The 13416-nt window shown below is 43.7% G+C and carries 13 protein-coding genes; 2 read left to right on the plus strand and 11 right to left on the minus strand.

Going from position 1 to position 13416, the window contains the following annotated elements; all coding sequences use genetic code 11:
* Window positions 1–5 precede the first annotated feature (5 nt).
* On the minus strand, window positions 6–1484 hold the full coding sequence (gene putP / locus N480_RS00955) for a sodium/proline symporter PutP (RefSeq protein WP_063370663.1): 1479 nt from the start codon (window positions 1482–1484) through the stop codon (window positions 6–8).
* Window positions 1485–1760: 276 nt separating this feature from the next.
* Between putP and N480_RS00960 the strand changes: the two genes are divergently transcribed.
* Window positions 1761–2984: an EAL and HDOD domain-containing protein gene (locus N480_RS00960; RefSeq protein ID WP_063370664.1), complete on the plus strand. Its 1224-nt coding sequence runs from the start codon at window positions 1761–1763 to the stop codon at window positions 2982–2984.
* Window positions 2985–3211: 227 nt separating this feature from the next.
* The gene (locus N480_RS00965) at window positions 3212–5239 is read left to right on the plus strand and encodes a TonB-dependent copper receptor (protein ID WP_063370665.1); all 2028 of its coding nucleotides are present in this window, start codon (window positions 3212–3214) and stop codon (window positions 5237–5239) included.
* 340 nt (window positions 5240–5579) lie between these two features.
* On the opposite strand, the gene N480_RS00970 is transcribed toward N480_RS00965, so the two are convergent.
* The 10 genes from N480_RS00970 to ccmA are packed head-to-tail and all read right to left on the minus strand — an operon-like array spanning window position 5580 to window position 13322.
* Window positions 5580–6311, minus strand: a complete 732-nt coding sequence (locus tag N480_RS00970) for a VacJ family lipoprotein (RefSeq protein WP_063370666.1) — start codon at window positions 6309–6311, stop codon at window positions 5580–5582.
* On the minus strand, window positions 6312–7589 hold the full coding sequence (ccmI, locus tag N480_RS00975) for a c-type cytochrome biogenesis protein CcmI (protein ID WP_063370667.1): 1278 nt from the start codon (window positions 7587–7589) through the stop codon (window positions 6312–6314).
* On the minus strand, window positions 7586–8062 hold the full coding sequence (locus N480_RS00980) for a cytochrome c-type biogenesis protein (protein WP_063370668.1): 477 nt from the start codon (window positions 8060–8062) through the stop codon (window positions 7586–7588). Before N480_RS00980 ends, ccmI begins: the two co-directional genes overlap by 4 nt.
* The gene (locus N480_RS00985) at window positions 8052–8630 is read right to left on the minus strand and encodes a redoxin family protein (RefSeq protein ID WP_063370669.1); all 579 of its coding nucleotides are present in this window, start codon (window positions 8628–8630) and stop codon (window positions 8052–8054) included. Before N480_RS00985 ends, N480_RS00980 begins: the two co-directional genes overlap by 11 nt.
* A 4-nt stretch (window positions 8631–8634) precedes the next feature.
* On the minus strand, window positions 8635–10587 hold the full coding sequence (locus N480_RS00990; protein WP_063370670.1) for a heme lyase CcmF/NrfE family subunit: 1953 nt from the start codon (window positions 10585–10587) through the stop codon (window positions 8635–8637).
* Between the two features lies 1 nt (window position 10588).
* Complete coding sequence (gene ccmE / locus N480_RS00995; protein ID WP_063370671.1) at window positions 10589–11068, minus strand: cytochrome c maturation protein CcmE; 480 nt, start codon at window positions 11066–11068, stop codon at window positions 10589–10591.
* Window positions 11065–11271 carry a heme exporter protein CcmD gene (gene ccmD, locus N480_RS01000; RefSeq protein ID WP_063370672.1) on the minus strand — a complete coding sequence of 69 codons (207 nt, stop codon included), beginning with the start codon at window positions 11269–11271 and terminating at the stop codon, window positions 11065–11067. The genes ccmE and ccmD overlap by 4 nt, the downstream gene beginning before the upstream one ends.
* Before the next feature lie 2 nt (window positions 11272–11273).
* Window positions 11274–12011 carry a heme ABC transporter permease gene (locus N480_RS01005; RefSeq protein WP_063370673.1) on the minus strand — a complete coding sequence of 246 codons (738 nt, stop codon included), beginning with the start codon at window positions 12009–12011 and terminating at the stop codon, window positions 11274–11276.
* Window position 12012: 1 nt separating this feature from the next.
* On the minus strand, window positions 12013–12699 hold the full coding sequence (gene ccmB, locus N480_RS01010) for a heme exporter protein CcmB (RefSeq protein WP_063370674.1): 687 nt from the start codon (window positions 12697–12699) through the stop codon (window positions 12013–12015).
* Complete coding sequence (ccmA, locus tag N480_RS01015) at window positions 12699–13322, minus strand: cytochrome c biogenesis heme-transporting ATPase CcmA (protein ID WP_081231705.1); 624 nt, start codon at window positions 13320–13322, stop codon at window positions 12699–12701. Before ccmA ends, ccmB begins: the two co-directional genes overlap by 1 nt.
* Window positions 13323–13416 lie beyond the last annotated feature (94 nt).

Genomic DNA, 13416 nt, shown 5'->3' on the forward strand with positions numbered 1-13416 from the left:
AGCTACTACAAACCTCTGTTCATCTCTTCGAACTTTTGCTCAATTGAATTTGAAGGCGGTGCTGTAATCAAGCTCGCGACCACGATTGCAATTGAAGCGACAACAAAACCTGGTACGATTTCATAAATAAAGGCACTTGGTGCTTGCCCTGCTATCGTAAACGGCGCATATATCCATAATAACACTGTCACCGTGCCTGCAATCATGCCAGAAAGCGCCCCAGCAAAGTTCATGCGGCTCCAGAACAAGCTAAATAGTACTAACGGACCAAAGGCAGCACCAAAACCTGCCCACGCGTTGCTCACTAAGCTTAAAATAGTGCTGTTTCGGTCGTGTGCTAAGTAAATCGCTAAAATCGACACCGCTGCCACACTGATACGACCAACCATCACCAACTCCTTTTCAGAAGCCATTGGTTTAATGAACACCTTGTACACATCTTCAGTCAGTGAACTTGAACTGACTAAAAGCTGAGATGAAATGGTACTCATAATTGCGGCAAGGATAGCAGCCAGTAAGAACCCAGCTATCAAAGGGTGGAACAATAACTCTGACAACACCAAGAAAATCGTTTCTGCATCTTTAATCTGGAGGTTGTTTTCATGGGCATACGCTGCACCAAATAAACCAGTCGTAATTGCACCTAAGGTTGCAACCACCATCCAACTCATACCAATGTTACGTGCAGTCGGCATATCTTTGACGCTGCGTACCGACATAAACCTAACAATAATATGTGGCTGACCGAAGTAGCCTAAACCCCAAGACATCGCTGAAATAATACCAATCACGCCACCGGCACCAATCCAAGTTAACATCTCAGGGTTCACTTCTTTCAATGTACTTAACAGTGGTTGTCCTAATAAACTAAACGTTACAAACGGCACCAATACAAGAGCGATAAACATAATACAGCCCTGTACAAAATCAGTAAGGCTAACTGCTAAGAAACCACCAAATAAGGTATACAGTACCACTACACCGGTCGTCACATATAAGCCCGTCTCATAACTCATACCAAATGAGTTCTCAAATAGCTTGCCTCCTGCAACAACACCTGAGGATGTATACAAAGTGAAAAATACAATAATGACAACGGCGGATACGATACGTAAAGCGTTACTATTGTCTTCAAATCGGTTAGCAAAATAATCTGGAATCGTGATCGCATCATTGGCGATTTCAGTGTAAACCCGCAATCTAGGTGCAACGAGTAGATAGTTCAAAAACGCGCCGATCACTAAACCAATCGCAATCCACGTACTACTAAATCCAGTTAAGAACATCGCGCCAGGCAGACCCATTAAGATCCAGCCGCTCATATCCGATGCACCAGCTGATAAAGCAGCGACGCTTGGCGGCAAATTACGCCCTCCCAGCATGTACCCAGATACATCGTTCGTAGATTTACGATAGGCATAAAGGCCAATAGCCAACATCACAATAAAGTACAATGCCAGCGATATCATTGTGCCAATTTCCAAAATGACCTCCGATCAAAAGAGCTTTTCTCCGAATAACAGTCAATTTAATTTATTAAACTGATATTGGAACAAAAGCCAAACACAAAAGTTCACTATATCACGGCAGTATTCAGTCCCCAAGCAAGTCAGCATAAATTGCTGTTATTGCACATTTAACATTCTAAAATATTACCCTTTAGTACGAAAATACTAAATAACTGTAAATTTATTAATGAAATATGCTTTAGATTACCTTATATTTGAACCATAAGATGTAACATATTGGGTGTCTCGTTCATGTATTTCTATGCCGCAAGGCAACCTATTTTAAATATAAATAAAGATGTCGTGGGATATGAGCTTCTTTTTCGCGACGGGGTAGATAATGTCTTTCCAAACATAGACGATGTGGAAGCAACCTCAAAGCTTATCGAAGGAAGTCAGTTTAATTTTGGTCTCGAAGATCTCACCGATGGAAAACCTGCCTATATCAATTTCACCCTTGAAACGATTTTAAAAGGGTACCCTACCATGATGGGTCGAGATCAGTTGATTGTTGAGATACTTGAGACGGTTCAACCAGGTAAGCGCTTACTTGCAGCCGTGCAAGAGTTAAAAGAAAAAGGCTATAAACTGGTTCTTGATGATTACAAGCATCAGAAAGTATGGCGACATTTTTACCCGTACATTGACCAAATCAAAGTAGATATGCTGGTCACCAGTGTTGAAGAAATACACGAAATTAAGCAGGCCATTGTGCCTCACCCGCAAATTGAGCTAGTTGCAGAAAAAGTAGAGACTTACGAGCAATATCAGCTGGCTTTAGAGCTAGGCTTTACCCTCTTCCAAGGGTTCTTTTTTGCTAAACCAGAAATGGTGCAAACCAAAGCGCTCCCCCCTTCAGAAATGGCCTTGGCAGAGTTGCTTTATGAAACATCCAGCGTCGACGTTGATCTCAAGCGCATCACTCAGGTTTTTGAGCGAGATGTCAATTTGAGCTACAAGCTACTGCGTTACTCAAACTCAGCAGCATTTAAACGCAGAGCCGAGATTTCAACTATTAAACAGGCGCTTATCGTACTGGGTAATCAAGAACTTAAAAAGTTTTTATCGTTGCTTTTTGCATCTCAAGTCGCTTCAGAAAAACCCATGGAGCTTATTCGGCTATCATTGACTCGCGCTAGATTTAATGAACTGCTTGCGATAAAACATAAAAAGCTGCCTGATATCGGTATGGCGTTTTTGACTGGGATGATGTCTTTAATGGACGCCATCTTAGATGAAACCATGGAAAGCGTGATGCAAAAACTGCCCCTTACCATCGACATCAAAGACGCTCTGTTACAGGGAGATGGATTGCTAGCTGATTACCTTGCACTCGTAATGGCCTATGAGCAAGCTAAGTGGGAAGAGGCTTCTCAGCTTACGGACAAACTCGGTTTAGTTGCTGATGAACTGCCAGAGCTTTATCGAGAAGCGCTGCAGTGGTGCGACCAACAAATAGAAGTCATGGCTATTTAGCGTTTTAATTCAACAGTATGTGGTATCTAACCCATAGGTACCACATTGCCCCTCGCGATATTGAGCTATATCAAATAGATAACAACAAATCATGTAGGTGCGACATTTTGTCACATCCCAACACTACCACTGCTCAGTAAAATACCCTCCATCAAATATCAAATCATTTCTCTGTACGTAACTTTCGATTGAAGTTTGCATTGAAAACACATAACTCGAGGATATAAATGAAAAAACGCTTTATCTGTGCCGCTATTGCAGCATCGTGCTCTTGGCAAGGAAATGCTCAAACTGGTCAAGCACTCGAACATATTGAAGTCATCGCACCGATGCACAGCCCACTAGATATCAAAATGGACCCAAAAGCGACAAGGCAACCTCTACCGGCTCAAGATGGCGCTGATCTACTTTCTAGTATCGCCGGATTTTCTTTGGTTAAAAAGGGCGGTGCTAGCAGCGATCCTGTTTTTCGTGGCATGGCAGGTTCTCGAGTTAATATTATTACTGATGGTGGTGTCGCTTTAGGTGGCTGTGGGGGCCGAATGGACCCACCTACGGCTTACATCACACCCCAAACATATGACACCTTAACCGTTATTAAAGGCCCTCAAACTGTGCTTTATGGCCCAGGAAACAGTGCAGCAACTGTAGTATTCGAACGAGAATCTGAGCGCCTATTAGAGTCAGGACTCTCAGGGTTTGCAAATGTCACACTGGGCGAGTTTGGTAAAACCATTTTAAACTCAGACATCAAAGCTGGTACCAAAAATTATTTTGCACGTGTTGCAGCAAGTTATAGCGAGGCTGATGACTACCAAGATGGAAACGGCACAGACATACACTCTGCCTATGAGAAATGGAATCTAGATACTCAATTTGCCTACACGCCGGATGATAATAGCTTGTACAGTATCAGCCTAGGCCGCAGTGATGGTGAAGTAGCCTATGCAGATAGAATGATGGATGGCAGCTTGTTTGATAGAACACAAATTGCACTTCAACTTGAAAAACATGAACTAGATGGGTTTATCAACAGCGCTGAAGTGAGTGTTTACTACAACAATATTGACCACATTATGGATAACCATAGTCTGCGCCAGTTTATGCCCAACATGATGATGAAAAACCCAACCTCGTCTAACCCTGACAGAAAAACCTGGGGCGCTAAGGTATTGTTTAACTCAGAATTAGACGAGCAAATAAGCCTTGCCTATGGCCTCGACCATCAACAAAATAGGCATCGCCTGAGGGTTAGCCGTGACCACGTTACAACTCCTGTGGAGTCATTAATACGGGCCGAAACGGCAGAGTTTGAACAAACGGGTCTATTCGCAGAGTTAGAATACGTTCTAAGCAATCGCAGTCAGTGGGTGAGCGGTATCAGACTAGACGAATGGGAAGCAACAGATCGCAGACAAACTCGAAGTGTAATGATGCAAGTCATACCCAATCCTACCGCTGATCTCACACGTGATGATACCCTCATAAGTGGCTTCACACGCTATCAGGCACAATCAAGTAACGATAGTTACTATATTGGTATAGGCCGCACAGAACGTTTCCCTGATTATTGGGAGCTAATGGGCGGCGGTCGCGGTGCAATTGATAGCCCAAGCGCATTTTTAGTGGACCATGAAACAACCAATCAATTGGATATCGGCTGGCTAGGTCAATCCAAGTCGTTTACACACTCTGTTTCAGTATTTTTTAACAGAATCGACAATTACTTATTGACTGATAACCTTTACCAAAAAATGGACATGGCAAGCAAAGTGACCAGAAATATCGATGCACAAACTTACGGATTTGAAGCAGAAAGCCGTTACCAAGTTAGCAAGAACTTTTCAGCCACGGCGAGTATCAATTATGTTCGAGGCGAAAATCGCACTGACGATATCGCACTCGCGCAGCAGCCTCCTTTACAGGCCCGAATGGCATTAAACTACCGTAACGACAAGTGGCAGTTTGGTACACTCTGGCGCGTTGTTCAAAGACAACACCGTGTTGCTATTGGTCAAGGTAATATCGCAGGTCAAGATGTATCTCCAAGCCATGGTTTTGCCACCTTAGCAGTAAACACTTCGTACCAGCATTCCCCGGATGTAGTTTTTGCGCTAGGCGTAGACAATCTATTTGATAAAGCTTATGCGGAACACTTAAGTCGCTCCGGAGCTATGGTCAGTGGCTATCCGCAAACAGCTAAAGTCAATGAAGCAGGCCGGACTTTGTGGCTAAATATGAATTGGCAATTTTGATAACAAAAATGCTCTGTTTATTCAAAACCAAGCACTGTGAGCAATTTAATTGATGTGCGGTGCTTACAAAACATGGTGGTCTCGAGTTTAAATACACCACTTTAAAATGATGATATTGCTTAGACCCATTGCTCGAACGCAATGAGTAACTACAGATAGCCTAAGCATTTGTGCATTTTTATGTAATAACTAAAAACAGTGTACTTACGCTTTGAGTCACCCTCCATCCAAAAGCCATATACAGGTCAGGTAACTGGGTGAATGCGATTAAAATAGCGAGTCTCACCAAATAATAAATAGCCAGTAATTACTGGCTTTTTATTTTCTAAACTTGATTGCTCTAAAGATTTTCTAGGAAATCATCATCGAAGTCTTCAGGCTCTTCCTCCATGGGCGGGTTTCCATCATGAAGCTCATACAGCTGTCTTTGGAAATACACATCCTTTAAGAAAGTATAAGGGTCTAAAGACTCGTTCAGCAGCTTTTCCTGTGACATCAAAGACGCACGAGCTTCTACTGCTCTTAGCGCAAATACAATGAGCGTCTGTGGTGTTGTTAATGCGATTTTAGGAAAAACCACATTATCTACAATATCCCCTGTGGTGTTTCTCACAGTTGAAGGTCCCATGCCTGGGATCATCAAATACGCACCATCACCAACGCCCCAAACACCTAATGTTTGGCCAAAGTCCTCATCTTTATGCTCAAGGCCTATTTCTCTTGCTACATCAAAGAGGCCTAAAATCCCAACAGTTGAGTTAATCAAAAAGCGCGCAACATTGACGCCAGCATCACCAGGCTTTCCTTGAAGGGCAGCATTAATTGCGTCACTAGGTGCCGCAATATTTGTCGTAAAGTTAACGATACTGCTGCGTACCGGAGTTGGGGTAATGGCCACGTAGCCTTTCGCAGCAGGACGTAAAATATACGCGTCTAACACATCCATATTAAAGTCATAGATGGGCCTGTTCATAGACTGCAATGGATCTCGCGGATCTTGCTTTTCTTCTGGGACTTGAGCACATCCCACAAGCATTAGCGCAAGCGCAGCGCCAACAATTTTTTTATACATTTAGCTTCCTGTGCTGGTTATAACACGACTTATAGTAACATTAACCAGTTGCGTACCCTCTTGTAGAATAATTAAATCAGAGCTTCCCTCAAGCTCACCGTCTTGAAGCATCACTGAATCATCCACTGAAATACGCGCAGTTATCACTACTTCTTTGAAGCTTGATAACTTTAGTTCTGGCATCATCGCCATACTATCATTCAAGTTGACCTGTAAAGGCAAGTTAAAAACTGTAAGTTTTTTCACAGCGAGCGGCATTCTGGGTCCGTTTGCTGCTTTTGCGAACACAAACAACGTCGCATTGGGTGGAATTTGTGCGGCCAACTCACCCGCTATATCAACATTGACTGTCAGCTGAGGGCCGACATCTGTTTGCTCAGCATCTGTATTGCTAGTCGCTATTTTCTGATCTATCTCAGCAATTCGCTGTTTAATAAAGCCATAGCGAGGATCGTTTAGAGTCATTGTCGCCAATAATACTTCAAACGCAGATTTCGCTTCTAGCCAATCTTCACGTTCATAAGCAATCAAAGCGAGCAATGAAATCGCATCGATATTTTGTGGATCTTTTCTAAGTACACGTGACAACATATGCGCGGCTTTGTTTACACTGGCTTCAGTTCCCTCAATCAATAACGCTTGGCTGTAGTTTACCAACACGTTATGGTTGTCAGGTTGCATTACCAAGGCTTTGTCAAAAGCCTGCATCGCCATTTCATAATCATTAAGCGACATTGCAACACGTCCAAGCAACATCCATGCGACCGCGTCATCACCACTATTTGCAAGTTTTGTTCGCAATCCCAAGGCAAATGCTTGAAGTTCGTTTGCTGTCAGCGGGTCGCCCGTTTGTAAAACAGCGCGTTCACCATACTCTGGTAGCTTCTCGACTGCTCTATGCCAACTCTCAATTTGCTGATGACTACCAGTGAAATAGTAAAACACACTACTTACGACGACGGTGAAGGCGACGCCGGTGGCTGCAAGTACTAGGTTGTTTCCTCTTGTATCAAGCGTCCTCTCTGGTGATAATTCATTAAGCAAACGCCTTTTCAGCTCAATGACTGAGTCTTCAAAATCACCACGCTCCAATCGTTGATTGTCTAACTCAACCTTCAGTTCTTCTAGTCTTTGATAATAAATATCTATACGCTCAGCGTTTGCATCATGATCAACAGAAATTAGTTTTTCTTTTCTTAAAAAAGGTACAACTACAAACAAACAACTTAGGACAGCCAGCAGCGCAAACATCCCCCACATTTGTGACAATTCACTCATGAATGACGCTCCTTACGCTGATATTGCTGAATTAGTTTATCCAGCATTTTTTCATCCTCGTCGCTCCAAAACTGTTTTTTCGCAGCCTTTTTCTGGCGAAACACTATAAAGCCGAATCCTAAGATCACAATAATAACGGGTAATACCCACAAAATTATCGTCGCTGGTGTCACAGGTGGTTGATAATGAACAAAATAGCCGTAACGATCGATCATATAATCAATCACTTCTTGTTTAGAGTTCCCTTCGTTGATTAATGCCAGCACTTTATCCCGTAAGTCTTTTGCCACAACAGCATCAGAATCAGCAATATTCTGATTTTGACACTTAGGACACCTTAGCTCTAAAGTCAGTTCCCTAAAAGTTTGCTCCTGCTCTGGGCTTTTAAACTGATATTTGTCTTCTGCCGCCTCGCTCAAACCGATACTGCACAAAAGGACCACGACGAGCAAAACTACAGCTCTAATTTTCATCACGTAACTCCTCAAGCGCAGGTAGGAATTTATTGCGCCACACCCTTTGGTTTATGTCACCTGTATGGTGCAACAAAATAGTGCCTTGCTTATCTACCAAAAATGTTTCGGGTGCGCCTGACACGCCAAGGTCTAGCGCTAGGCTTCGCTCTAAATCCAATATGTTGAATTGATATGGGTTACCGGCACGACCTAACATCGATTGCACTTCTGCGCGCAGTGCTTGCATATCAAAATGATCTCCAAAATCTGGGTCATAGGCTTGTTCGTAATACAGCCCTACAATTTTGATCCCCTGCTCTCGTAGCTTCGTTAAATAACCTAACTCAGCGATACATGTAGGGCACCAAGTGCCCCACACGTTCATCAAATATACTTCCCCTAACAGGTCTTTCTCGGTCCAGCGTTTTTGGTCACTCATTAAGTCTGGCAAATTAAAGCTCGGCATTGCTTGGCCTAGGCGGCCTGTTTGCAGCTCTCTTGGGTTACCAAACAGGCCCTGATACAAGAACACACACAAAAAGACAAAGATGAGAAAGGGCAAAAAGCCTAATATTTTACGGTTCATATAGTTATCCTTTTATCCCTTTTTCAGCTCTACGACGATAGCGTTTATCACCAAGCACGATGAATCCAGCAAATGCTATAAGAAGACCGCCTAGCCACATCCAACGCACATAGGGTTTGTGATAAATACGCAATGACCAAGCACCTTGACTCAATTGCTCTCCCAAAGCTAAATACAGATCTCTGAAAAAGCCGTCATCGATAGCCGCCTCCGTCATAAATTGCATGCCAATATCATACAAGCGCTTTTCTGCGTATAGCTCAGTTACGAATTCGTCCTCTTTCAAAACGGTAACCACACCTGCATGGCCACTGTAATTTGGTCCACGAATTTCTTTCACACCTTCAAAGCGATACTGGTATTCATTTAACATTGCTACATCGCCAGGTTTCATGGCAACTGCTCGTTCTACAGAATAAGCTGACGTTAATGTAACGCTTGCAATAACAAAAGCCAGACCGACATGACCAAGCATCATTGCCCAGTAACTCAGTCCTAATCGTTTAAATCCCTCTGTGATAGTCGTTTGGCTAGAGACCTTTTGTAATAGATCAGATGCAGTCGCAAACACAATCCAAACAGCTAAAGCCGTTGCCAGAAACGTCAGTGGCGTCACTTTTTCGTAGCTAGAAAATAACCAAGCGGCAGTAGCTACAAGGCTTAGCGCCACAATAACGCCCCACTTTTTAACCAGTCCGCTAAGCTTGTTTTGTTTCCACCGCAACATGGGTGCCAAGCCCAATAAAATCGCAAAAGGCACAATTAAAATGGCAAACATCTGATTAAAGAATGGTACACCGATTGATATTGAGCCCAAACCCAGTTCTTTGTGGATCATGGGTAACAGGGTCCCCAACAGCACAATAAGAGTCGCCACCACTAAGAAGATGTTATTCAGCCAGAGACCAACTTCTCTTGATACAAAACGGTACCGGCCTTCGCTGTGAACTTGTGCTACACGAGTTGCATATAGCGCGAGGCTCCCTCCAACCACAACCGCGAGGAACGAAAGAATATAAAGGCCTCGATCTGGATCTGTGGCAAATGCATGTACCGACACAATGATGCCCGAGCGGACAATAAACGTACCAAGCAAACATAAACTGAATGCTGCGATTGCCAACAATACAGTCCATGACTTAAACACGCCGCGCTTTTCAGTCGCAGCAAGGGAATGTAGCAGCGCTGTCGCGACTAACCAAGGCATCAATGAGGCATTCTCTACTGGATCCCAGAACCACCAGCCTCCCCAACCGAGCTCAGCGTACGCCCACCAACTACCGATGGTAATACCCAAAGTCAAAAACGCCCATGCGGCCATAGTCCATGGGCGTGACCATTTGGCCCACGTATTATCAAGTTTACCAGTTAGTAATGCAGCAATCGCAAAAGAGAATGAAACAGACAGTCCAACATAGCCCATATAAAGTAGTGGTGGGTGAATGATCATGCCGGGGTCTTGTAACAGAGGGTTTAGATCTCGCCCCTCTACGGGGAAGTAAGGCAGCAAGCGCTCAAATGGGCTGGACATCCAAAGTGTATAAAGCATAAAACCCACACCTAGGAAGCCCAAAACACCTAGGACGCGCGCGCGTAATACCCAAGGTAAAGACTTTGACATCAAGGCGACTAAAGCTGTCCATGCAGATTGCATGACTAACCACAGCAAAATGGCCCCCTCATGTCCGCCCCAAGTAGATGTCACTTTATAGTACCAAGGCAGTGTACTACTTGAATGATGGGCCACATAAGCCACTGTAAAGTCGTCAGTCAAAGTAATATATATAAGCACCGCAAATGCAAAGAACACTAAAAGGCATTGTCCGACAGCTAACGAAGGCGCCGCCCTCATTAACCTTAGGTTGCCCGTATAAGCCCCCCATAAAGGAAAAATACACAGCAGTAAGCTTAGTGCCATAGCCAAAACTAGGGCAAAATATCCTATTTCAGGGACCATACTAGTTCTCGCTATTTAAATTGTACTTGGGCTTCTCGTGTTTAATGCCTTTTACTGCCTCTGCAACTTCAGACGGCATGTATTCTTCGTCGTGTTTGGCAAGCACTTCAAATGCTTCAATCACATCTGACTCGATAAGTGTACCTTGCGCAACTATCCCCTGCCCCTCACGGAACAGGTCAGGCAGAATACCTTTATAGCGAATTGTTACTAGTGGACCGGTATCAATCAGCTTAAACTCAACGTCTAACGAGCTCTCATCTCTGACAACTGAGCCAGGCACCACCATGCCTCCGATGCGCAATTTCTGACCAATAGACGGTTTTTCTTGTTCAGGCCCTTTTCCGTTTACAAGCTCACTTGGCGTATAAAATAGGTTGATATTCTCTTGTAATGCATACAAGGTTAATCCAACCGCCGAGCCGATACCAAAGACCACAGCAAGCACAGTTAGCATTCGCTTTTTTCGTCTTGGATTCATGCCTGCGCCTCCGTTTGTTTTGCTTTCTTAATACGCTCTTCTCGGGACATTTGCCTTTTGATTTCTTGCTTTAAGCGCTTTCCTTCATAAAGAGACACAAACAACAACCCAAGAATTATGGCTAAACAGCTACCAAAAGAGAGCCATACATAAAACCCGTAACCGCCCATGGCGATAAAGTCGCTAAATGATTCAAACTGCATAATCAACCTCGACTCACTAACTGACGCACCCAAGGACGGTGCTTATCTGCTTGCATAATTTCATTTTTAAGACGGATCAGAGACATCGCGCCGACAAGGGCTGCAAATCCTAAAATATTAATTAATAGCGGCCATAACATTGAAGGGTCAATCGCAGATGTATCAAACTTGGTGATCGTTGCCCCTTGGTGCAAAGTATTCCACCACTCGACAGAGAAGTGAATAATAGGCAAGTTTACAACACCAACAATTGCAAGAATACAAGCAGCTCTTCCGCCTGCTTTTTTATCTTCAAAAGCATGGTACAAAGACAAAACACCTAAATATAAGAAAAGGAGGATCAGCTCTGAAGTTAATCTTGCATCCCAAACCCACCAGGCCCCCCACATAGGTTTACCCCACGCAGCACCCGTAATAAGCGCGATTGCAGTCATAGCTGCACCAACCGGCGCAATTGCAATCACGGCTAGTTCCGCATTGCGCAATTGCCAAACAAGCGCAACGATGGCAGCAATGGCCATGGACGAATAAGCCCCCATAGAGAGGATGGCCGACGGTACGTGAATAAAAATAATCCGATAGCTGTCTTTTTGTTGATAGTCAGCAGGCGCATATGCTAAACCCCAAACCCATCCGACTACCACACATATTACAGACACTACCGCAAAGTACGGCAGCAAGGTGTTACACAATTGGTAAGCACGCTCCGCTTTTGCATAGGGATGTAACCACTTCCACATTTTAACTTACACTCACTCTTAAAGCTGACGATATGGCAATTGGTGCTGCTACAAAAGCGACGGCGAGCATAGCACCAAGGATTGCAAGCTGTCCGCTATACGCTAGCGACATAATGCTAGTATCTATTGCAGACGTTGCAAAAATAAGTACAGGTATATACAGAGGCAATACGAGCAAACTCATCAGTATTCCCCCCTTTTGCAGGCCCACTGTCAGACCTGCGCCTATGGCACCGATAAAACTCAATAAGGGTGTGCCAATTAATAATGTCAGAACCGTTGCGCTTAGTGCCTGCGATTCTAAATTCATAAGTAATGCAAATACAGGGGCCATTACCACCATAGGTAGGCCTGCTGTCGTCCAGTGCGCAGCTACTTTGGCAAGCACAGCAAGTGATAACGGATAGGGAGAAGCAATCAACTGCTCAAGTGACCCATCCATGAAATCATCGCGAAAAATTTTGTCTAACCCTAACATAGTAGATAAAAGTGCTGCGACCCAAATTATGCCCGGCGCCATCCGCGCAAGTAGAGCTGGTTCAGGGCCAATTGCTAGAGGAAAAAGGGTTATAACAATTAAAAAGAACAATAGTGGATTGACGATTTCAGCGCGTTGCCTAAATGCTAGAGTAACGTCTTTACGATAAACATTACAGAACAGAGTCCAATACGAATTACTAGCTTGCATTAATGTCTGTACTCCAGAACCAGCGTTTGCAATGAGTCAAATGAACTGGTGAGATCCTGATGAGTTGTTAACAAAATAGAACCACCGTCATCTAAATGTTCTTGGAAACGACTCTGTAACATAGCAACACCGCGCTTATCAAGCGCCGTAAAGGGTTCGTCCAGTATCCATAACTTAGCTTGATTAAGCCACAACCTGACCAGTGCCACTCTTCGCTGCTGACCCGCCGACAGTGTCCTCACAGGTACATCCTCAAGGCCGACTAAACCAAGTTTGCCGAGGAGGCGATAAATTTCATCTTTATCGCATAGATAACCATGAACACCAAGCCAATGTTGTACATTTTCGAAGGCGTTCAACTGTAAATTAACACCCGTTTTATGACCAATAAACAACAAGGACTCAGCAAAGGTGTCGTAATCATCTGTGATATTTTGATTGTTAAACAATACATTACCTTCATCAGGTCGTGAAAACCCAGAGATTATTCTAAGTAGTGATGTTTTTCCTGCACCATTTGGGCCCTCTACTTGCATGATTTGACCTGGTAACAACGAAAAGTTAAGTGATTCGAACAAACAACGGTCTTGTTTGATACAAGTTAAAGCCTTAATCTCTAGCAAAATTTGTTATTCTCACGACCCTTAAATGTGGGCCTAAGTCTATCATAGTGATATGGTAATACGAATAACGCGTTGCAGCCGATTACTGAAAATT

The sequence above is a fragment of the Pseudoalteromonas luteoviolacea S2607 genome (assembly GCF_001625575.1).
Taxonomy (GTDB): domain Bacteria; phylum Pseudomonadota; class Gammaproteobacteria; order Enterobacterales; family Alteromonadaceae; genus Pseudoalteromonas; species Pseudoalteromonas luteoviolacea_E.

Coding starts and splice junctions, on each gene's coding strand:
- N480_RS00970 (WP_063370666.1), bottom strand. CDS start 6,311: ATGTATAAAAAAATTGTTGGCGCTGCGCTTGCGCTAATGCTTGTGGGA.
- N480_RS01005 (WP_063370673.1), bottom strand. CDS start 12,011: ATGTGGAAGTGGTTACATCCCTATGCAAAAGCGGAGCGTGCTTACCAA.
- ccmI (WP_063370667.1), bottom strand. CDS start 7,589: ATGAGTGAATTGTCACAAATGTGGGGGATGTTTGCGCTGCTGGCTGTC.
- ccmE (WP_063370671.1), bottom strand. CDS start 11,068: ATGAATCCAAGACGAAAAAAGCGAATGCTAACTGTGCTTGCTGTGGTC.
- N480_RS00960 (WP_063370664.1), top strand. CDS start 1,761: ATGTATTTCTATGCCGCAAGGCAACCTATTTTAAATATAAATAAAGAT.
- N480_RS00980 (WP_063370668.1), bottom strand. CDS start 8,062: ATGAAAATTAGAGCTGTAGTTTTGCTCGTCGTGGTCCTTTTGTGCAGT.
- ccmB (WP_063370674.1), bottom strand. CDS start 12,699: ATGCAAGCTAGTAATTCGTATTGGACTCTGTTCTGTAATGTTTATCGT.
- N480_RS00965 (WP_063370665.1), top strand. CDS start 3,212: ATGAAAAAACGCTTTATCTGTGCCGCTATTGCAGCATCGTGCTCTTGG.
- N480_RS00985 (WP_063370669.1), bottom strand. CDS start 8,630: ATGAACCGTAAAATATTAGGCTTTTTGCCCTTTCTCATCTTTGTCTTT.
- ccmD (WP_063370672.1), bottom strand. CDS start 11,271: ATGCAGTTTGAATCATTTAGCGACTTTATCGCCATGGGCGGTTACGGG.
- N480_RS00990 (WP_063370670.1), bottom strand. CDS start 10,587: ATGGTCCCTGAAATAGGATATTTTGCCCTAGTTTTGGCTATGGCACTA.